Source organism: Klebsiella sp. CN_Kp088 (genome assembly GCF_040064335.1).
GTDB classification, from domain to species: Bacteria; Pseudomonadota; Gammaproteobacteria; order Enterobacterales; family Enterobacteriaceae; genus Klebsiella; species Klebsiella aerogenes.
In genome coordinates this window covers 374,887-394,358 of sequence record NZ_JBEAIQ010000016.1, presented here as the reverse complement: position 1 = coordinate 394,358, position 19,472 = coordinate 374,887, and the positions used below count along the sequence as shown (strand labels likewise).

The window sequence follows — 19,472 nt, the reverse complement described above, 5'->3', positions numbered from 1 at the left end:
TTTTTTATTTTGGGCAATGTGTCATCGCACTTAGCAATAAGCGCGATGCACGCTGCTGCCCTTTTTGTGCGTTAACTATTTATTACCTCAGGATTGGATTATGGAAAAATCACAAATAATCACGGGGCTCGTCACCGGGCTACTTATCGTCAACGGCCAGGCTTTTGCCGCCGAAAGCGAAGGGGAATCGGTTTTCTCTCCTATCACCATTACCGATAACCCGCTGGCGGAAAATACCGGCCAGGTCGGCTCCTCGGAGGAGAGCTATACCCGCCCCGGCGCTTACAGTTCGCGAACGCTCAATAAGAATCTGCAAAGCCTCGACGCCTCGCTGCGCAGCATGGCGGGCACCTATACGCAAATCGACCCGCTGCAGGGCACCATCAGCGTCAATATTCGCGGCATGAACGGGCTGGGCCGGGTAAACACCATGGTGGATGGTGTCACCCAGACCTTCTTCGGCATGGCGCCAGCTAACTACCACGGCGGGGCGAATACCGCCGCCGGGGTGCCGCTGGACCCCAACTTCCTGGCCGAAGTGGATATCACCCGCGGCAACAGCGCCGGTTCGCAAGGCGTCAACGCGCTGGCGGGCAGCGCCAACCTGCGCACCATCGGCATCGATGATGTGTTAAAACCGGGGCATCAGGTCGGCCTGCTGTCGCGTTTTTCCGTGGGCGATAACGGACTCGGCCGCACCGGTATGGTAACGGTAGCCGGCAAAACCGACACCTTCGATAACGGCGGCGGCCTTGGCGCGCTACTCGGCATCAGCGGCACCCGCACCTATGCGACCTATAAAAACGGCGGCGGACGCAGCAGCGAAGAGTTTATCGGCGAGGATAATAAATATTTGCGTCAGGAGCCGCGCTCGCAGCTATATAAAATCAATTTCAACGTTGATCAATTTAACCGCTTCGAGTTTTCCGGGCGTAATTACCGCAATAGTTTTACCCGTCGCGATATTAGCAGCGACGACTACTATCTGCGCTATAACTACGCGCCGCTCAATGAACTGGTCGAGTTCAATGTATTAGCCAGCACCAGCCGCGGCAATCAGGCATATAAACCGGAGTCGCTGTATAACTTTAACGACTCCTCGACCACCAATAAGTCCAACGCGCTGGACATGAACAACACCAGCCGTTTTCGTATTACCGACGATCTGTATGCCGCTTTCCAGCTCGGCGGCAAATTAATGGACACCCGCTATTCCCGCCGCTTCGTGCAGGATACCGAGACCGACCACAACGCCTTCGCCCCGGCGGGCAAGCAGAAGATCGCCTCGCTCTATAGCGGGCTGACATTAAACAAGGATATTTATCAGCTCGATCTTAATCTCAACTATACCCGCAGCCGGGTACAGGGCTATAAACCGGCCTGTGCAGATAACGAAAAGTGCTTCCCGCAAGGGGCCACCCAACTCAACGTCAAAGATAACGGTTTTAATCCCTCGGCGACCTTCTCCGCTCAGGTGACGCCATGGCTGCAGCCGTTTGTCAGTTGGAGCCGTTCCTCGCGTGCGCCGAACGTTCAGGAAGTGTTCTTCGCCAACGAGGGCGGCGCATCGATGAACCCGTTCCTGAAACCGGAAAAAGCCGAGACCTGGGAGGCCGGTTTTAACGTTATCAAACAAGGATTATTGAGCGAGCAGGATAGCCTGCATCTGAAAGCGCTGACCTACCGCTCGCGGATTAAAGATTACATCACCAGCGAATCCTTCCTGCTGTGCAGCAACGGCGGGCTGTGTAAAGATGTCGCCAATGCTTCGCCGGATTTCAACGCCAATATCTCGGTTAACGTCACCTCGCCGGTGACCACCGAGGGCTATGAGATTGAAGCCGGATACGACATCGGTTTTGCCTACGCCAATGTGTCGTGGAGCAAGCAGCGCACCGATCAGCCCACCTCTATTGCCAGCACGGTCTATAGCTTCGCCTATAGCGACCTGAGCGATCTCCCCAGCAGCTACGCCACGGTAGATGTCGGCGGGCGCCTGTTCGATCGCAAACTCACCGTCGGCAGCCTGGTGAAATTCACCGGTAAATCAAAACGCCTGAGTACCGAAGGCATTAGCCTCGACACCAATACGGTGCCTAAAGAGAGCATGCCGAATATCCCGACCATTATCGACCTCTATAGCAGCTGGCAGATGACCGAGAACGTGCTGCTGCGCTTTAGCGTGCAGAACGTAACGAATCGTGACTACTCCGAAGCGCTAAACCGTATGAACCAGAGTCTCGATAACGCCAAAGAGGGCGCGTCTGTTAACACCACCGCCCGCGGCCGCACCTATATTTTCGGCGGCGAAATCCAGTTCTGAGCCCTATTTGTCAACAAGGATAACCATCATGCCTAATCGCAACTTGATAAAACCGCTGGCTGCGCTACTGCTCGCCGCTCTACTCCCCCACCCGGCTTTCGCCATCGATCCGCCGCCGCGGGAAGCGTCGCGCTTTGCGATGAAAACCAATTACCTGCAGGAAGCCAACGAAGGGGTTTATGAGCTGGCGTTCGACAACGGCGACAACCTGCTATTCGCCGCGGCCACCGACCGGGTTAACCGCGCGGCCAATAAAGGTTATCTTTACGCCTTTAATCCGGCCACCCTGCAGGTTATCCAGCGCTATGATATGCCCTGGCGCGCCTTCTCGCTGGCGATGAATCAGCCAGCGCACGTGCTTTATGTCGGCCATACCCAGGCGGCTTCGCTGCGTATCAGCCAGTTCGACGCCGCCAGCGGTAAAATCACCCTCACCAGTCCGCGCCTGAGCTTCCCCACCGACGGCGCCGCCGATGCGCGCTTCGAACATCTGCGGCATATGGTATACAGCCGCGCCGCTAATCTGTTATTTGTCAGCTACAGCCATATGCTGAAAACCAAGGATGGAATGCGTCCGCTGCATAAATTGCTGATGCTCGACGGCACGACGTTGCAGCTGAAAGGTGAAGTCAAAGACGCCTATCGCGGCACCGCCTACGGCCTGACGCTGGATGAAAAGACGCAGAAGATCTACGTTGGCGGCCGCGACTATGTCAACGAGATCGATGCCAGAACCCAGCAGGTTGTCCGCACTATCCCGCTTAACGCGCCGCAGTTGGCCAGCGCGCAAAACCTGATCGTCGATTCCGACTCAGGGCGTATTTTCGTCGTCGCGTTCGATCACGACGATCGCAGCGGCCCTCATGACGGCCTGTATATTTTCGATCTGAAAGACGGCAAATCGCTGGGCTACGTGCGTACCGGCATCGGCGCTAACGCGGTGCGCTTCAATCCGAAATATAACGAGCTGTACGTCAGCAATTTCACCAGCGGCACCATCAGCGTTGTGGATGGCAAGACCTGGCGGGTGACTCATGAATTCCGCGCCCCGGTTTATCCTAATCAAATGGTGCTGTCGCCGGACATGGATACCCTGTACGTCGGCATTAAAGAAGGGTTCAATCGCGAGTGGGATCCTGAGGTATTTGTCGAAGGGGCGAAGGAGCGCATTCTGCGCATTGATTTGCGTAAATCGTAATCCGCTAACCACCTGTCCGGCAGGTGGTTATTAGCCTTCGTTGGCCAGCTTCGCGCGCAGGCGCTTAATCGCCTGGCTGTGCAGCTGGCTAACGCGGGATTCCCCCACCTCCAGCACCGCGCCGATCTCTTTAAGGTTGAGCTCTTCCTGGTAGTAGAGGGTAAGGACCATTTTTTCGCGCTCCGGCAAGGCTTCAATGGCCTCGATGACCCGCTGGCGCAGGCTGCCTTCCAGCAGATGATGTAACGGATTGGCCTCTTCGTGCCCTTCCAGCAGTCGTTCGGCATTCTCGCCCTGTTCTTCCCGCCATTCGTCATAGGAGAACAGCTGGCTGTTATTGGTATCCAGCAGGATTTGTCGGTACTCGGCAAGGGTGATACCCAGCCTCTGCGCAAGTTCGCTTTCCGTGGCCGGGCGGCCCAGATGCTGTTCCAGCTTCTGCATCGCCTGGGCGACTTCGCGGGCGTTACGCCGTACGCTGCGCGGCACCCAGTCGCGGCTACGCAGTTCATCGAGCATTGCGCCGCGGATACGTTGCACCGCATAGGTGGTAAAGGCCGTTCCCTGTAGCGAGTCGTAACGCTCGATGGCGTTCAACAACCCGATTCCCCCGGCCTGCAATAAATCGTCAAGCTCGACGCTGGCGGGCAGCCTGACCTGCAGGCGCAACGCTTCGTGCCGCACTAACGGAACGTAGCGCAGCCAGAGGGAATTTTTGTCCATCACGCCTTCGGCGGTATACAAATCGCTCACTATTTCTGAAACCTGCGGATAAGAGAGTCAGCGCTATTATGCGCAGGGGCAAAAATGCCAATCGCCGGAAAAACCGCATAAAAGCGTCTCTATTTACGACATGCTTTCTCATTCAGCCGTTTTGCCAGGCGGCTACGGGCAAAAAGCAAAAACCCCGCCGAAGCGGGGTTGCGATGCGACAGTAATCAGGCGTGCGATTAACGCAGCAGAGACAGGACGTTCTGAGTCGACTGGTTAGCCTGCGCCAGCACGGAGGTACCCGCCTGCTGCAGGATGTTCGCGCGGCTCATGTTGGACACTTCGGTCGCGTAGTCAGCATCCTGAATACGGGACTGGGACGCGGACAGGTTGTTCACGGTGCTGTTCAGGTTGTTGATAACAGAATCGAAACGGTTCTGTACCGCACCCAGGGAGGAGCGCAGTTGGTCAACCTGGGACAGCGCTTTGTCGAGGGTAGCCAGCGGATCGGCAGTTTTCGCTGAAGTCTGGATTTGATCGCCTTTCGTTACCTTACCAGTAGCTTCATCGATATTCGCTTTGAAGTAAGCATCGTTACCGTCTGCGTCCTTACCTTTGATGGCATAGCCGTTAGCATTGCCTTTCGCATCAGTCAGAGTACGTAACTCTTCACCAGTACCCAAACCTGAGACGGTTTTACCACCAGTAGTGGTGGTAACAGGTACGGTTGTCACTTTAGTTTCAGTACCAGTAGCTGTGATTTTAGTTGTTGCATCAGAAACATCGTAGGTATATTTACCTGTCGCAGGATCCATGGTCGCTTTGAAAGTATCAGCACCTTTCTTAACGTAGTAATCACCCGAACCACCCACGTCTTGATACAGATCCGCCGTATCAGCACCGGTGCTAGTCGTGGATACCGCTGTATTTGTTGTAGTAGATGTACCACCTACTTGAGTAACCGCGGTTGCACCGATCTGAGTTGCAGGATCCATCGGATTAGCCACGCTGAACTTATCCAGGCCCAGAGTCTTCGCATTGATATCTTTCAGATCGATATCGATGGTTTCGCCGTCGTTGGCGCCGACCTGGATGGTCAGCTTCTGGTCGCCGCTCAGGACTTTAACGCCGTTGAAATCGGTCTGTTCGGAGATACGGTTGATTTCAGACAGACGCTGGGAGATTTCATCCTGGATGGACTGCAGGTCGCTTGCGGAGTTAGAACCGTTCTGCGACTGTACGGTCAGACGGCGGATGTTCTGCAGGTTATCGTTGACTTCGTTCAGCGCGCCTTCGGTGGTCTGCGCCAGGGAGATACCGTCGTTAGCGTTACGGGAAGCCTGAGTCAGGCCTTTGATGTTAGCGGTGAAACGGTTGGAGATCGCCTGACCCGCGGCATCGTCCTTAGCGCTGTTGATGCGCAGACCGGAAGACAGACGCTCAATCGCCGTGCCCAGGGAAGACTGGGATTTGTTCAGGTTATTTTGCGCCATCAGCGACAGGCTGTTGGTATTAATTACTTGTGCCATTATATGCATTCCTTACGAGTCAGTTGCGTTCAGTGCAACGTGGTTAAAAGGTTCGGGCTTGCTTGCCCACGGCGTCAACCACCGTCCCTTCTGGTATCGACGTATCCTCTGCAACCTTTAGCCATTTTTTGAAAAATTTTTGCCCCTCCGCCAATGGCGAAAATAACGCGCTTTTTCCCTCTTCTATTACGCCATCGCCTTTTTCACTTTTTCGGTAAACTTTTTCTCCACTGGGCCGATAACGCAATAAGCGAATAACGTCATTAGTAAGGAGAAACACCAATGGCATCGATCAGTTCCTTAGGCATCGGCTCAGGACTCGACCTCAACGGTTTACTGGACAAACTCAGCAAGGCGGAACAACAGCGCCTGACGCCGTATACCACTCAGCAAACCAGCTATAACGCGCAGCTAACGGCTTACGGCACGTTAAAAAGCTCGCTGGAAAAATTCGATAACCTGAGCAAGGAGCTGGCCAAGCCGGAGTTTTTCAACAGCACCACCGCCACCAAGCACGACCAGTTCACCATCACCACTACCAATAAGGCGGTGCCGGGCAACTATAGCGTTGAAGTGCAGAAGCTGGCGCAGCCGCAAACCCTGACCACCCAGGCGACGATTACCGATCAGCAGGAAAAACTGGGTACCGCTGGCAATAGCAATCGCTCCATTACGATCACCGCCGGCGACCCGCCGAAAGAGACCACGATTCCGCTGAGCGACGACCAGACCTCGCTGCTGGAGATGCGCGATGCCATCAACGGCGCTAAAGCCGGCGTCACCGCCAGCATCATGCGCGTCGGCGACAATGACTATCAGCTGGCGCTGAGCTCCTCCACCACCGGCGAGAAAAACACCGTTTCGGTGCAGGTGAATAACGACGATAAGCTCGGCGCCATCCTCAACTACGACAGCAGCAGCAGCGGCGCGATGAAGCAGACCGTCGCCGGGCAGGATGCGGAGATCGTCGTCAACGGCACCAAAATTAAGCGCAGCACCAACTCGATTGCCGATGCGCTGCAGGGCGTCACCATCGACCTGAAAACCACCACCAAAGCCGGCGAACCGCAAAACCTGGTGATCAGCATCGATAAAAGCGGCACCGCCGACAAAATCAAAGAGTGGGTCGATAACTACAATTCGCTGCTCGACACCTTCGGCTCACTGACCAAATACACCCCGGTGAAAAGCGGTGAAGCGCAAAGCGCCAAGAACGGCGCGCTGCTCGGCGATAACACATTGCGCGGCATTCAGTCCTCGATTAAAAGCGCCCTCAGCGCCGCTCAGGACAACCCGGAGCTGAAAGGTCTTGGCAACCTCGGGATCTCAACCAATCCCAAAACCGGCAAGCTTGAAGTCGACAGCACCAAGCTCAATAAAGCGCTCGACGAGAAACCGGATCAGGTCGCCAACTTCTTCGCCGGCAACGGTAAAGACACCGGGATGGCTACCGAAATCCATAATGAAATCCAGAACTATATTAAAGCGGGCGGCATCATCGAGAACTCGACCAAAAGCATCAACACCAATCTCGATCGCCTGAATATCCAGATCGACACCGTTTCCGACAGCATCCAGAACACTATCGATCGCTATAAACAACAGTTTGTTCAGTTGGATACCATGATGTCCAAGCTGAGCAGCACGGGTAACTACTTACAACAGCAGTTCTCGTCCCAGTAACCCTTAATCAGGTAATGAAACAGCATGTATAACCGTAGCGGCACGCAAGCCTACGCACAGGTCAGTCTGGAAAGCAGCGCGATGAGCGCCAGTCCGCACCAGTTAATCGTAATGTTGTTCGACGGGGCGCTTAACGCCCTGCTTCGCGCACGCATCCTGATGAATCAGGGGGATATCGCCGGTAAAGGCCTGGCGCTGTCGAAGGCAATCAACATCATCGACAACGGGTTGAAAAGCGGCCTCGACCACCAGCAAGGCGGCGAAATCGCCGATAATCTGGCGGCGCTGTACGATTATATGAAGCGACGCCTGATGCAGGCCAACCTGCATAATGACGAAGCGGCGATCGTCGAAGTGGTCAAGCTGCTGGAGAATATCGCCGATGCCTGGCGACAAATTGGGCCAAACTATCAACCTGCTCAGGGTACATTGTGATGGAACGCCAACAGCAGCTTTTAGCCGCCTATCAGCAGATCCATACCCTGAGCAGCCAGATGATTGCCCTGGCGCGCGCCGGGCAATGGGAAGCGCTGGTGGAAATGCAGTTTGCCTACGTGACGGCGGTCGAGAAAACCGCCGAATTTACCGGCAAAGCGGGGCCATCGCTGGCTCTGCAAGAGATGCTCAACGCTAAGTTGAAGCAGATTATCGACAATGAGGGAGTACTGAAAGGGCTATTGCAACAGCGGATGGAACAATTAAAAACGCTGATCGATCAATCCACCCGCCAGAACGCGGTCAACAACGCTTACGGCCAGTTCGACGATCGTTCGCTCCTGCTTGGCGAACTGCAGTCCGATAACGTGGTCGCCATTAAGAGCAAAAGCGAAGAATTACAATAACAACAACCTTACAGCCTGATATTCCGGCCAGGAAGCGCATGATGGGTCTCACCAGGGCAATGCAGAGTGTTGCCTGGTAAGCCATCGGCGGGTTTTACAGGAGTGAATAAGCAATAATATATAATCAATTATTTCATTTACGCTTCATACATTCATCAATTAAATATTCTAAACATCGCGCCAGCTAAAATAAGCCACTCACAGGCTTAGGGAAATATGCCTGTAAAATAATCTATGTTATCTTGACCGGGTAAATCTGATATTACTCACGGGATAAAACATGGATGTATTCTTCGGGAAAACGCGTTTTTCCAATTACTTTATGACCATGGCGCAAGCTGAAACTAACGGATTAATGAATACCGCGCAGGCGGTTTCTGCTTATCACCTTCATGATCCCCTGACCCGAATCAGGTTTCAGGAAAGTGTTAAAAGATTTGCCCTTTCACAGATTAACATTATCCGTAATAGCAGTGATGATAAGCAGTGCCAGCAGTGCATTCAAGCAATCAGGCAAGAGCGGGGAAATCTGCTTATTCAGGACAGAATGTTGCGAACCGGTGAAGCCATGCTCACTGCCTCCGTGCGGTTCTAGCGGGAAAATGAAAAAGTCATCGGCTATATCATCGACGGAATCGGTGTTGTTCTTGGCGGTATGCAGGTTATCGGAGGAATAGGACTAGTGCTTGGTTCAGTAGGTACCGGAAATGTCATTGGTATTGTAGCTGGAGCAACGCTTGTATTCCATGGGGCGGGAACGATACGAGAGCATTTAGGTAAAGATAATTTTGCGATTAACGCATATCAGGATACAGCCTCCTTTTTAGGATTTGATAAAAAAGTAGGGTTACTAGCCTATCAGGTTGTTGATCTTTCAACGTCACTTTATGGAGCCTTTAAGCTAGCATTAAAACCCGAAGCATGGCGGCTATTTTATTATACCGGACCGGACTTTTATCGAAAAATAACTACGATGAGCGCCCCTGCGTTGGCTCTTAAAGGTGTTTCATCAACGGTAAAAGGAATACAAATAGGCAATACCATATATGAAATTGATAATAAGTAATCACTCGATTTTCAAGTAGATAAGATAAGCTTTAAAAGCCATCGGGAAAGGTGTTAATTTCCAAACAGCAATCAGGATAAAAATAATGATTAGCGGATAAGTAAAATCATTACTTTCGAAGTTAAAAATCCACGAAACGACTATGGCAAAGGCAATACAAACAACAATAACGCCGCCCCAAAAACGTTTTCGTAAACTGTCGATCAAAGTAGCATAGGTTTCATTGTTACTTTCTTGCCGCGTCATGATTTCACGTAAGCGGGCAATCTCTTTATCGGTGAAGCCATGTTCACGAAGATCATCTTCTGTTAGCTGCTTTCCCACGCCAGGCTCCTCCATGCTGGTTATATATTTGTCCAACGTTTCCGACTGAAGATACTCGTTATATCGCTCAACCAAATGCTCAGGTGTCATGCAGACAGCCGGGTTTACCACAGTCCGTGGAATATTGCCCCTGAAGTTGCCAGGGGTCAAGCGCGCGTTTATGCCATACAACAATTTCACGCCTGAGCCGCCAGAATGCTGTCAGTTTAAAAGAGATGCGTTACGCTACCGCCCCGCCTTCATCTTCCCAACGGCAGACCATGTGGTACATTTCCCGCTCGTCGTATTCATCGTGGAATCTATTCACAACTACCTCCAGAAGACCGTTAGCCATGCTCTAAGTTTAGTCACTGTTAAGGAGGGAGACAGATCAGAGGAAGTTGAAACGGCGGTTACTCGCTATCCTGTCGCCAGGTTTCATGAAACATCGCTATCGCGACAAAAGCTAAAACGACAAAAAATACAACGGCCTGAAGCCACAGCATAACGCCTCCGCGGAGCAAAATTTGCGCAGATTATTTGCCACCAGGCCGGAAAACGATAGTGAATTGCCATCCAAATTTAAATTTTCACCTTTCGCCGATAATACAAAGCAGATCTTTCTTGTACCTGACGGGGAGATACTAAATAACAGTAGAAACTTTTGGCGCTAAGCCAACGCTAAGGTAACAATCGTCGCAATGGTTCCCCAAAAGACCAACAAACCGAGAAAAATCCCAATCCACACCTTACGCCGTAATTGATGGTCTACTTTTTCGGACATCTGCTCTTCCAAATTAGAATTATTTTGGCAAGACAATACAGTTTGTAGTGCTAGTAGTCAGATCGTTTGTGTCGATCGATGAACGGCTATTGATCTGCATCCCCTATTAACTGTAATGATAATTTCAGATTACTCATTCACCAGTCGATGGGTCAAAATCAATGCAGAGGCGAGCAGTTTTTTGCCGTTGCCGCCGTAAATAGACAAAACCGCCAGCGTTAAGCATAGCGGTTTGCGGGAAGAGAATGCGCCGAGATTGTATGGCTAAACCGGCATCTCACTGAATCATCTCTCATGAATAGCGATATTTTGTCTCTTACAGTAGACAAACTCTCAGGTTGATTCGTCACCCACTATAGGTAACACAATAGAAGCCAATGTCTGGCCTCGCGTTCACCTAACAAAATTGCCAAATCGCTTTTATCAAGATCCAGTGGGTTGTGGTGGTGGGTTGCTCATCAACTCGTCACGAGTTAAATACGTTTTGCCACCACTTCTCGTGTAAGGGTTACTGGCTTCATAAAAATGATTACCGTTACTATCGAGAACGTCTGGGTTAACAACATTTGTGGCATAAAAATATTGTGGTGTAGAGGTAATGAATTTATAACGACTCCCGTACGCACCAGGAAGATAGTTCACACCAGTCAGATCTGAAGCTCTCACTGTTTCATTCGGATAGTAATCAGCCCCCATTGATAACAGTATCTGATCTTCCGGCCCCGTATCCGGTAGCCAAGCCTTTATCTGAGAGAAAACTGCCAGTATGTTTGCGCCTGAGCAATCATCATTGATACACACGATATCCGATCCACCATGCACAGGATGCATTTCATCATCGAGTTGATAAATCCGGTACGAGTTATCCGTGCTTAAATTTGCTGCATTATCAATATAATTGACTAAATCAAAATCGTAGCTTGCGGCCCAGGTTGGCAGCGAAGCAATTGTAATTTCTTTCCATTGAGCTTTGCTGATATCCGTTGGGTCATCAGCATCTGCAAAAAGAGCCCACAGCGCAATGTCACTGACAGCTACACGGACACCGCTGACAGGGTTAACTTCGTTATCTGCGGGATATACAACAAACCATGGGGTGATAGCGGTCCAGGGTCCTTCCAAATAGCCTTGAATATCAGGGTCGCCGCTGGCAATTATTGCATCCCGCCAGTAATCAGGAGCCGCCTCACCCAGGGGGACTCCCTGAACGACACTTCCGTGCAAAGGCCAAGTCCCACTGCTAGGAGAATTATATAATGCGGATTCATTTGGTAACATCATCGATGCAAATATTTCATCAACAAATATATCACTCATTTTCCCCCCTAGAATTTCTGGTGAACAGAGAAACTTATTCCCCTGAACGAAAAAGCATAGTTTGCTCATAACCAGAACATTTCCTTAGATGCGAAAAACTGTGATCTTGCCCGACCATAACCCTTGCGTGGGAGGACATAGACCTGAAGGCTGGGATAATGATCATCAGAAGGAACCTCACTTCTCAGAAGGAATTTACTCTTCCGAAAACAGAGGCTGGCACCGACAGAGTGATAAACCTGATTTCTCCGGCTGTCGATATCCTGAAAAATCAGGCGGAGATGACCAGGTTAAGAAAGCAGTATCAGATTGAGGTGAAACTGATGGAGGATGGGAGAAGCGAAATTCATCCATGTACTTTCGTATTCAACCCACAGATAGTGACGCGCAATGGCCTGGCTGGGCCATCATTATGCTGTCAGTTCTATCGGTCAAATGTGGGATACAGCGATAAGGCGTTCTGGGCCCTATCACCGCAAAGCATATCAGTCCAGGCATACATATGCGTGCTGGTCTTTAGCCGCGGGGGCTAACCCAGATTTCATCGCTAAACAAATGGGTCATGCAGATTCACAAATGGTTTATCGCGTGTACGGATCCTGGATGGCTGAAAATAACCAGGAGCAGGTAACAATGTTGAACCAGAAATTATCTGATTTTGCCCCATCCATGCCCCACACAATAGGCTCAAACTGACAAAGAATATATATTACATAGAGTTATCACACCTAAACTGGCATATTCATGATGTCCTGATAGGCCGCCACCAGCTTATTGCGCACCTGCACTCCCATCTGCAACGAAACTGAAGATTTCTGTAAATCGACCATCACATCATTCAGGCTGATACCCGGCACGCCCAGCTCGAAGTTTTGCGCCTGTTGACGCGCGGCCTGCTGGGTATCGCTGATTTTACCCAGCGCGGCGGTCAGTTCACTGGCAAAACTGACTCCCTGCGGTACGCTATTCTGCCCGTTATTTCCCGCCTGAATCGCCATCGCCTGCATCTGTTGCAGTACGCCTTCAATACCCTGAATCGCCATCTTTTCCTCAATACTGTCGTGATCGCCAGGCGCTATTTCACCCTGTACTTCTCCAATGCTGCACACCCTAACACAGCGATTTTTGCTTAAAGCGGTTAATTAGCCGCAAAAACCCCGGCTTATCGGGCAATCAGAATCATCTGATAAGACGAATAATGGCCTGCCCAGAAATGGGAGCGCCGCTATTGAGAAAAGATGTGTATCAGGGAGTCTGTTTTGTCACATAACGCTATCCATACCGTTCGTCAGCACGCCAGCGCGCGTCGCCGCCTGAACGCCAGCGAAGGATACCGCCAACCATGAGTGCCTCGTTATCCGCCGGCGAAAGCCGCGACAACGGCCTGCAGGCCATCTGGAGCCGTCTGCGCGCCAATCCAAAAATACCGCTGCTGGTGGCCGCCTCCGCCGCTATCGCCATTATCGTCGCGCTGCTGCTGTGGGCGAAAAGCCCGGATTATCGCGTGCTGTACAGCAATCTGAACGATCGCGATGGCGGCGCTATTGTCACCCAACTGACGCAGATGAACATCCCCTACCGCTTCGCCGAGAATGGCGCGGCGCTGATGATCCCGGCGGAGAAAGTGCATGAAACCCGTCTGCGTCTGGCGCAGCAGGGGCTGCCGAAGGGCGGCGCCGTTGGCTTCGAACTGCTGGATCAGGAAAAATTCGGCATCAGCCAATTCAGCGAACAGATTAACTATCAGCGCGCTCTTGAAGGCGAACTCTCACGCACTATCGAATCGCTGGGGCCGGTGCAGAATGCGCGGGTGCACCTGGCGCTGCCGAAGCCCTCGCTGTTCGTCCGCGAGCAAAAGTCCCCTTCCGCTTCTGTCACCCTGACGCTGCAGCCGGGCCGTGCGCTGGATGATGGCCAAATCAACGCTATCGTCTATATGGTATCGAGTAGCGTCGCCGGCCTGCCGGCTGGCAACGTCACCGTGGTCGATCAGGCCGGACGCCTGCTGACGCAGTCTGACGGCACCGGGCGCGACCTCAACGCCTCGCAGTTGAAATATGCCAGCGAAGTGGAAAGCGGCTATCAGCGACGCATTGAAACGATCCTGGCGCCGGTGGTCGGCAGCGCCAACGTTCGTGCTCAGGTGACCGCACAGATCGATTTCGCCTCCCGCGAGCAGACCGACGAACAGTACCAGCCGAACCAGCAGCCCGATAAAGCGGCGATCCGTTCGCAGCAAACCAGCAGCAACGAGCAAATCGGCGGACCGCAGGTGGGCGGTGTTCCTGGGGCGTTATCCAACCAGCCGAGCGCGCCGGCCACCGCGCCGATTGAAACCGCTAAACCGGCGGCCAATAACGCCAGCAACGCGACCAACACCCGTAGCGCCGCGGCCAACAGCGGCCCGTTAAGCACCCGACGCGACGCCACCACCAACTACGAACTCGATCGCACCATCCGCCATACCCAACAAAAAGCCGGGACGGTGGAGCGCCTGTCGGTCGCCGTGGTGGTGAACTACAGCCTCAACGCCGACGGTAAAGCGCAGCCGATGAGTAAAGAACAACTGGCGCAGATTGAAGCGCTGGTGCGCGAAGCGATGGGCTACTCCAGCAGCCGCGGCGATAGCCTGCAGGTGGTCAATACGCCATTTACCGACAATCAGATGACCGGCGGTGAGCTGCCGTTCTGGCAGAGCCAGGCGTTTATCGATTTGCTGCTCGAACTGGGACGTTATCTGCTGGTACTGCTGGTCGGCTGGGTATTGTGGCGCAAGCTGATTAAGCCACAGCTGCAGCAGCGTCAGGCCGCACAGCAAGCCGCGGTCGCCGCCGCCAGCGCGCCGGTCGCTAAAGCGAACGACAGCCATAAACCAAGCAATGAGGAGCTGGCGCTGCGCCGTAAATCGCAGCAGCGCGTCAGCGCAGAAGTCCAGAGCCAGCGCATCCGCGAACTGGCGGATAAAGATCCGCGGGTCGTCGCTCTGGTAATCCGCCAATGGATGAGTAACGAACTATGAGCCTGACCGGAACCGATAAAAGCGCCATTTTACTGATGACGCTGGGCGAAGACCGCGCGGCGGAGGTGCTCAAGCACCTCTCCTCCCGCGAAGTCCAGCTTTTGAGCGGCACCATGGCCGGCATGAGCCAGGTCTCGCATAAACAACTCGGCGAGATCCTGTCTGAATTTGAAGACGATGCCGAACAGTTCGCCGCCCTGAGCGTCAACGCCAGCGACTATTTGCGTTCGGTGCTGGTGAAAGCGCTGGGCGAAGAGCGTGCCGCCAGCCTGCTGGAGGATATTCTCGAATCCCGCGAAACCACCTCCGGGATGGAAACGCTCAACTTTATGGAGCCGCAGAGCGCCGCCGACCTGATCCGCGATGAACACCCGCAGATCATCGCCACCATCCTGGTCCATCTCAAGCGCGGCCAGGCGGCGGATATTCTGGCGCAGTTCGATGAGCGCCTGCGCAACGACGTAATGCTGCGTATCGCCACCTTCGGCGGCGTGCAGCCGGCGGCGCTGGCGGAGTTGACCGAAGTACTCAACAACCTGCTCGACGGCCAGAACCTCAAGCGCAGCAAAATGGGCGGAGTGCGTACCGCCGCCGAGATAATCAACCTGATGAAAACCCAGCAGGAAGAAGCCGTTATCGACGCGATGCGCGATTACGATGGCGAGCTGGCGCAGAAGATTATCGACGAGATGTTCCTGTTCGAAAACCTGGTGGAGGTCGACGATCGCAGTATCCAGCGCCTGCTGCAGGACGTGGACAGCGAATCGCTGCTGATTGCCCTGAAGGGCGCAGAGCAGCCGCTGCGCGAGAAGTTCCTCAAAAACATGTCGCAGCGCGCGGCCGATATTCTGCGCGACGATCTCGCCAACCGTGGGCCGGTGCGCATGTCGCAGGTGGAAAACGAACAGAAAGCGATTCTGCTGATAGTCAGACGGCTGGCGGAGAGCGGCGAAATGATTATTGGCGGCGGCGAGGACACCTATGTCTGATCGCATTAATTCCATGCCCTGGCAGCCCTGGTCGCTTAACGACCTCGGCGATGCAGGACCAGCTTTCGAACCGCCGCTACCGACGTTGGATAACGAAGCCTTGCAGCCTGACGCTCAGGAGGAACTGCAGCAGCAGCTTGCCGCCCTGCGCCTGCAGGCCGAGCAGCAAGGTCAGCAATCCGGTTATGCCGATGGCCAGCAAAAAGGCTATGAAGCCGGATTTCAGCAGGGACTTGAGGAGGGCCGCCAGCAGGGGCTGCTGGAAGCACAGCAGCAGCAACAGCCGCTGACCGACCACTGGCAGCAGCTGGTGAGCGAGTTTCAGCACACCCTTGATGCGCTCGATTCGGTCATCGCCTCACGCCTGATGCAGCTGGCGCTAACCGCCGCGAAACAGGTGCTTGGCCAGCCGCCGGTCTGCGACGGCACTGCCCTGCTGACGCAAATTCAACAGTTGATCCAGCAAGAACCGATGTTCAACGGCAAGCCGCAGCTGCGCGTACACCCGCAAGATTATGAGCGCGTTGAGCAGCAGTTAGGCACCACCCTCAGCCTGCACGGCTGGCGGTTGCTGGCGGATGGCGATCTGCATCCCGGCGGCTGTAAGGTCAGCGCCGAGGAGGGCGATCTCGACGCCAGTCTCGCCACCCGCTGGCACGAATTGTGTCGCCTCGCCGCGCCGGGAGATCTGTGATGACCGCCCGTCTCGGCCGCTGGCTGAATTCGCTTGAAGCGCTGGAGCAGCGTATCGCCCGAACGCCGACCGTACGACGCTATGGTCGTCTGACCCGCGCCACCGGTCTGGTGCTGGAGGCCACCGGCCTGCAGCTGCCGCTCGGCGCAACCTGCCTTATCGAGCGCGACGGCGGGGGCGGCGTGCAGGAAGTGGAAAGCGAAGTGGTCGGCTTTAACGATCAGCGGCTGTATCTGATGCCGCTGGAAGAGGTCGAAGGAATCGTGCCAGGGGCGAGAGTTTACGCCCGCAGCGCGGCGGACGGCCAGCACGCCGGTAAACAACTGCCGTTGGGCCCGGCGCTGCTGGGACGCGTGCTCGACGGCGGCGCCAGGCCGCTTGATGGCCTGCCCGCGCCGGAAACCGGCTATCGCGCGCCGCTGATTACCGCGCCGTTTAACCCGCTGCAGCGTACCCCTATCGAGCAGGTGCTGGACGTCGGCGTACGCACCATTAACGGCCTGCTGACCGTTGGGCGCGGCCAACGTATGGGGCTGTTCGCCGGCTCCGGCGTCGGTAAAAGCGTGCTGCTGGGCATGATGGCGCGCTACACCCAGGCCGACGTTATCGTCGTCGGCCTGATCGGCGAACGCGGCCGGGAAGTCAAAGACTTTATCGAGAATATTCTCGGCACCGAAGGACGCGCGCGTTCAGTGGTGATCGCCGCCCCGGCAGACGTATCGCCGCTGCTGCGCATGCAGGGCGCCGCTTACGCCACCCGCATCGCCGAAGATTTTCGCGATCGCGGCCAGCACGTGCTGCTGATCATGGATTCGCTCACTCGCTATGCGATGGCGCAGCGTGAAATCGCGCTGGCGATCGGCGAACCACCGGCTACCAAAGGCTATCCGCCATCGGTATTCGCCAAACTGCCGGCGCTGGTTGAACGCGCGGGCAACGGTATCAGCGGCGGCGGTTCGATCACCGCCTTCTATACCGTACTCACCGAAGGGGACGATCAGCAGGATCCGATTGCCGATTCGGCGCGCGCGATCCTCGATGGTCACGTGGTGCTGTCCCGACGGCTGGCGGAGGCCGGTCACTACCCGGCCATCGATATTGAAGCCTCGATCAGCCGCGCGATGACGTCACTTATCGATGACGAACATTATCGCCGGGTACGCACCTTTAAACAGATGCTGGCCAGCTTCCAGCGCAACCGCGATTTAATAAGCGTCGGCGCCTATGCCACCGGTAGCGACCCGCTGCTGGATAAAGCCATTACCCTGTATCCGCAAATGGAGACCTATCTGCAGCAGGGAATTTTCGAGCGCTGCGGTTATGACGAAGCCTGTCTGCAGCTACAGCAGTTGATTGTTTAACGCCATCGGAGACGCCACGCGATGAAAGCACAGTCCCCTTTGATTACCCTGCGCAATCTGGCCCAGGAGGCCGTCGAACAGGCGGCGCAGCGCCTGGGCCAGGCGCGCCAGGCGCAACAGGCCGCCGAGCAACAGCTGACGATGCTGCTTAACTATCAGGACGAGTACCGGCAAAAGCTCAACAGCACCCTTTCCGGCGGCATGGAAAGCTCGCGCTGGCAGAACTACCAGCAGTTCATTGCCACCCTCGAACAGGCTATCGAACAACAGCGCCAGCAGCTTCTGCAGTGGGGGCAAAAGGTGGATCACGCCGTGAAGCAGTGGCAGGACCATCAGCAGCGGCTGAACGCCTACGATACCCTGCACACCCGCGCGCAAAACGCCGAGCTGCAGTTGGAAAACAAACGTAATCAAAAATTGATGGATGAGTTCGCGCAACGCAGTACACAAAGGAATACCGCTTCATGAATCTCAATGCTTTGCCCGCCCTTAGCCTACCCGGCGACGCCAGCGCCCTGCCGGTTCTGGCGCTCGACGACGTTCAGCTGTCGTCTGCCTTTGCGCAACTGCTCGGCGCGCGCTTCACGCCCGCGCAAAGCGGCACGCTGCCGCCGGCGGCGCTGAGCGCCGACGATGAAAGCGCCCCGCCGCTAAGCCGTAACCAGCTTAACCAGCTGCTGGCGGCGCTCGGCGAACGCGGCGCGCTGCTGGTCAATGCGTTACCGCCATCGGCGGGAAACGCCGTCGACGCAACAGCGAAAAAAGAGGATAGCGGCCCGCATACGCCGCCGCTCAGCGAGGCGAAAACCTTAGATCCGGCGACGCTGCAGGCGCTGTACGCCATGCTGCCGGCGGCAATCGTCGCCCCGCCGCCGCAGACCGCGCTACCGCAGGCTCAACCAGCTGCGACCAGCGGCGATAAAACCGCGCTCCACATCGGCAACGCGGCGACTCAGCATGTCGCGAACCTGCCGGAAGCCGAACCGGCGGCGAAGCCGCAGCCGGGCACGGATCCCCTTAGCGGGCAAAATCTGCCTTCTCCTGTTGTGCAGACCGCGACCACGCCGCAGCACGATATGGCCGAACCTCCGGCGGAGAATACTCCGGCGCAGCCAGCCGCCGTCGCTTTCGCCGCCGCCAGCCCCAGCCAGAGCGCCACGCCCGCCAGTGCGCTGGTAACCGCGCCGCCGACGCCGCAGCTTAATGCCCAGCTTGGTAGCCCGGAATGGCAGCAGGCGCTGAGCCAGCAGGTGCTGATGTTCCACCGCAACGGCCAACAGAGCGCCGAACTGCGCCTGCATCCGCAAGAGCTGGGGGCGCTGCAGATCACCCTGCAGCTCGACGATAAACAGGCGCAGCTGCACATCGCTTCCGCACACGGTCAGGTACGCGCGGCGGTCGAGGCGGCTATGCCGCAGCTACGTCACGCGCTGGCTGAGAGCGGAATCAACCTCGGTCAGAGCAGCGTTGGCGGCGAGGCGACGCCGCAGTGGCAGCAGCAAAACGGTAACGGTGAAGGCCGCGCCAGCTACGCTGAACGCCATGGCGGCGGCAGCGATGCCGCGCCGATTGAGCCAGTCAGCGCCCCAGCAGCCCTGCAGCGAATGGCCAACCAGCTCAACGGTGTCGATATTTTCGCCTGAGGGGCGCTAA

18 protein-coding genes and 2 pseudogenes are annotated in these 19,472 nt (G+C 55.2%); 14 read left to right on the top strand and 6 right to left on the bottom strand.

Annotated features, from left to right (window positions below; genetic code table 11):
• The first annotated feature begins 100 nt into the window (after positions 1-100).
• Positions 101-2,323 carry a TonB-dependent receptor gene (locus tag ABLV08_RS08560; protein ID WP_032711355.1) on the top strand — a complete coding sequence of 741 codons (2,223 nt, stop codon included), beginning with the start codon at positions 101-103 and terminating at the stop codon, positions 2,321-2,323.
• Positions 2,324-2,351: 28 nt separating this feature from the next.
• Positions 2,352-3,521 carry a YncE family protein gene (locus ABLV08_RS08555; protein ID WP_032711353.1) on the top strand — a complete coding sequence of 390 codons (1,170 nt, stop codon included), beginning with the start codon at positions 2,352-2,354 and terminating at the stop codon, positions 3,519-3,521.
• A gap of 30 nt (positions 3,522-3,551) precedes the next feature.
• Here ABLV08_RS08555 and ABLV08_RS08550 read toward each other — a convergent pair whose 3' ends face one another.
• The 3 genes from ABLV08_RS08550 to ABLV08_RS08540 form a co-directional block, all read right to left on the bottom strand.
• Entirely contained in the window at positions 3,552-4,274 is a 723-nt protein-coding gene (locus tag ABLV08_RS08550; RefSeq protein WP_015367280.1) for an RNA polymerase sigma factor FliA, read from the bottom strand.
• A 197-nt stretch (positions 4,275-4,471) separates the two neighbouring features.
• Positions 4,472-5,761 (bottom strand): flagellin FliC, encoded by a 1,290-nt coding sequence (locus tag ABLV08_RS08545; protein WP_042894795.1) that lies wholly within the window; start codon positions 5,759-5,761, stop codon positions 4,472-4,474.
• A 43-nt stretch (positions 5,762-5,804) separates the two neighbouring features.
• Positions 5,805-6,050 (bottom strand): hypothetical protein, encoded by a 246-nt coding sequence (locus tag ABLV08_RS08540; protein WP_015367282.1) that lies wholly within the window; start codon positions 6,048-6,050, stop codon positions 5,805-5,807.
• Between ABLV08_RS08540 and fliD the strand changes: the two genes are divergently transcribed.
• The 5 genes and pseudogenes from fliD to ABLV08_RS08515 form a co-directional block, all read left to right on the top strand.
• The gene (fliD, locus tag ABLV08_RS08535; protein ID WP_149271231.1) at positions 6,044-7,444 is read left to right on the top strand and encodes a flagellar filament capping protein FliD; all 1,401 of its coding nucleotides are present in this window, start codon (positions 6,044-6,046) and stop codon (positions 7,442-7,444) included. The two genes, ABLV08_RS08540 and fliD, sit on opposite strands and share 7 nt — an antisense overlap.
• 24 nt (positions 7,445-7,468) lie before the next feature.
• Positions 7,469-7,879 (top strand): flagellar export chaperone FliS, encoded by a 411-nt coding sequence (gene fliS, locus ABLV08_RS08530; RefSeq protein WP_015704959.1) that lies wholly within the window; start codon positions 7,469-7,471, stop codon positions 7,877-7,879.
• Positions 7,879-8,286, top strand: coding sequence for a flagella biosynthesis regulatory protein FliT (fliT, locus tag ABLV08_RS08525; protein WP_045397410.1), 408 nt, complete (start codon positions 7,879-7,881; stop codon positions 8,284-8,286). Before fliS ends, fliT begins: the two co-directional genes overlap by 1 nt.
• A gap of 280 nt (positions 8,287-8,566) precedes the next feature.
• A complete protein-coding gene (locus tag ABLV08_RS08520) occupies positions 8,567-8,881 on the top strand; it encodes a hypothetical protein (RefSeq protein WP_348855750.1) in 315 nt (104 codons plus the stop codon).
• 15 nt (positions 8,882-8,896) lie between these two features.
• Positions 8,897-9,352: pseudogene (locus tag ABLV08_RS08515) on the top strand (DUF4225 domain-containing protein); the annotation flags it as partial.
• Here the strand turns inward: ABLV08_RS08515 and ABLV08_RS08510 are convergent.
• Positions 9,353-9,856 (bottom strand): hypothetical protein, encoded by a 504-nt coding sequence (locus tag ABLV08_RS08510; protein WP_262490792.1) that lies wholly within the window; start codon positions 9,854-9,856, stop codon positions 9,353-9,355.
• A gap of 1,006 nt (positions 9,857-10,862) precedes the next feature.
• Positions 10,863-11,825, bottom strand: a complete 963-nt coding sequence (locus ABLV08_RS08505; RefSeq protein ID WP_228302114.1) for a hypothetical protein — start codon at positions 11,823-11,825, stop codon at positions 10,863-10,865.
• A 47-nt stretch (positions 11,826-11,872) separates the two neighbouring features.
• Here ABLV08_RS08505 and ABLV08_RS08500 point away from each other — a divergent pair.
• Positions 11,873-12,452 (top strand): annotated as a pseudogene (locus ABLV08_RS08500) (tyrosine-type recombinase/integrase); the annotation flags it as partial.
• 32 nt (positions 12,453-12,484) lie between these two features.
• Here ABLV08_RS08500 and fliE read toward each other — a convergent pair.
• Entirely contained in the window at positions 12,485-12,799 is a 315-nt protein-coding gene (fliE, locus tag ABLV08_RS08495; protein ID WP_015367290.1) for a flagellar hook-basal body complex protein FliE, read from the bottom strand.
• Positions 12,800-13,098: 299 nt separating this feature from the next.
• On the opposite strand from fliE, the gene fliF reads away from it, so the two are divergent.
• From fliF to ABLV08_RS08465, 6 genes are read left to right on the top strand one after another with little or no spacing between them, the layout of a single operon-like run.
• On the top strand, positions 13,099-14,775 hold the full coding sequence (gene fliF / locus ABLV08_RS08490; protein ID WP_015704955.1) for a flagellar basal-body MS-ring/collar protein FliF: 1,677 nt from the start codon (positions 13,099-13,101) through the stop codon (positions 14,773-14,775).
• Entirely contained in the window at positions 14,772-15,764 is a 993-nt protein-coding gene (gene fliG, locus ABLV08_RS08485) for a flagellar motor switch protein FliG (protein ID WP_077203228.1), read from the top strand. The genes fliF and fliG overlap by 4 nt, the downstream gene beginning before the upstream one ends.
• The gene (fliH, locus tag ABLV08_RS08480; protein ID WP_348855749.1) at positions 15,757-16,458 is read left to right on the top strand and encodes a flagellar assembly protein FliH; all 702 of its coding nucleotides are present in this window, start codon (positions 15,757-15,759) and stop codon (positions 16,456-16,458) included. Before fliG ends, fliH begins: the two co-directional genes overlap by 8 nt.
• Positions 16,458-17,819, top strand: coding sequence for a flagellar protein export ATPase FliI (fliI, locus tag ABLV08_RS08475; protein WP_348855748.1), 1,362 nt, complete (start codon positions 16,458-16,460; stop codon positions 17,817-17,819). Before fliH ends, fliI begins: the two co-directional genes overlap by 1 nt.
• A 21-nt stretch (positions 17,820-17,840) precedes the next feature.
• On the top strand, positions 17,841-18,287 hold the full coding sequence (fliJ, locus tag ABLV08_RS08470; RefSeq protein ID WP_015367295.1) for a flagellar export protein FliJ: 447 nt from the start codon (positions 17,841-17,843) through the stop codon (positions 18,285-18,287).
• Positions 18,284-19,462 (top strand): flagellar hook-length control protein FliK, encoded by a 1,179-nt coding sequence (locus tag ABLV08_RS08465; protein ID WP_348855747.1) that lies wholly within the window; start codon positions 18,284-18,286, stop codon positions 19,460-19,462. Before fliJ ends, ABLV08_RS08465 begins: the two co-directional genes overlap by 4 nt.
• Positions 19,463-19,472: the final 10 nt, after the last annotated feature.

What these genes read in the sequence shown, in the direction of transcription:
- ABLV08_RS08560 (WP_032711355.1), top strand. Translation starts at nt 101, where the DNA reads ATGGAAAAATCACAAATAATCACGGGGCTCGTCACCGGGCTACTTATC.
- ABLV08_RS08555 (WP_032711353.1), top strand. Translation starts at nt 2,352, where the DNA reads ATGCCTAATCGCAACTTGATAAAACCGCTGGCTGCGCTACTGCTCGCC.
- ABLV08_RS08545 (WP_042894795.1), bottom strand. Translation starts at nt 5,761, where the DNA reads ATGGCACAAGTAATTAATACCAACAGCCTGTCGCTGATGGCGCAAAAT.
- fliD (WP_149271231.1), top strand. Translation starts at nt 6,044, where the DNA reads ATGGCATCGATCAGTTCCTTAGGCATCGGCTCAGGACTCGACCTCAAC.
- ABLV08_RS08540 (WP_015367282.1), bottom strand. Translation starts at nt 6,050, where the DNA reads ATGCCATTGGTGTTTCTCCTTACTAATGACGTTATTCGCTTATTGCGT.
- fliS (WP_015704959.1), top strand. Translation starts at nt 7,469, where the DNA reads ATGTATAACCGTAGCGGCACGCAAGCCTACGCACAGGTCAGTCTGGAA.
- fliT (WP_045397410.1), top strand. Translation starts at nt 7,879, where the DNA reads ATGGAACGCCAACAGCAGCTTTTAGCCGCCTATCAGCAGATCCATACC.
- ABLV08_RS08520 (WP_348855750.1), top strand. Translation starts at nt 8,567, where the DNA reads ATGGATGTATTCTTCGGGAAAACGCGTTTTTCCAATTACTTTATGACC.
- ABLV08_RS08505 (WP_228302114.1), bottom strand. Translation starts at nt 11,825, where the DNA reads ATGAGCAAACTATGCTTTTTCGTTCAGGGGAATAAGTTTCTCTGTTCA.
- fliE (WP_015367290.1), bottom strand. Translation starts at nt 12,799, where the DNA reads ATGGCGATTCAGGGTATTGAAGGCGTACTGCAACAGATGCAGGCGATG.
- fliF (WP_015704955.1), top strand. Translation starts at nt 13,099, where the DNA reads ATGAGTGCCTCGTTATCCGCCGGCGAAAGCCGCGACAACGGCCTGCAG.
- fliG (WP_077203228.1), top strand. Translation starts at nt 14,772, where the DNA reads ATGAGCCTGACCGGAACCGATAAAAGCGCCATTTTACTGATGACGCTG.
- fliH (WP_348855749.1), top strand. Translation starts at nt 15,757, where the DNA reads ATGTCTGATCGCATTAATTCCATGCCCTGGCAGCCCTGGTCGCTTAAC.
- fliI (WP_348855748.1), top strand. Translation starts at nt 16,458, where the DNA reads ATGACCGCCCGTCTCGGCCGCTGGCTGAATTCGCTTGAAGCGCTGGAG.
- fliJ (WP_015367295.1), top strand. Translation starts at nt 17,841, where the DNA reads ATGAAAGCACAGTCCCCTTTGATTACCCTGCGCAATCTGGCCCAGGAG.
- ABLV08_RS08465 (WP_348855747.1), top strand. Translation starts at nt 18,284, where the DNA reads ATGAATCTCAATGCTTTGCCCGCCCTTAGCCTACCCGGCGACGCCAGC.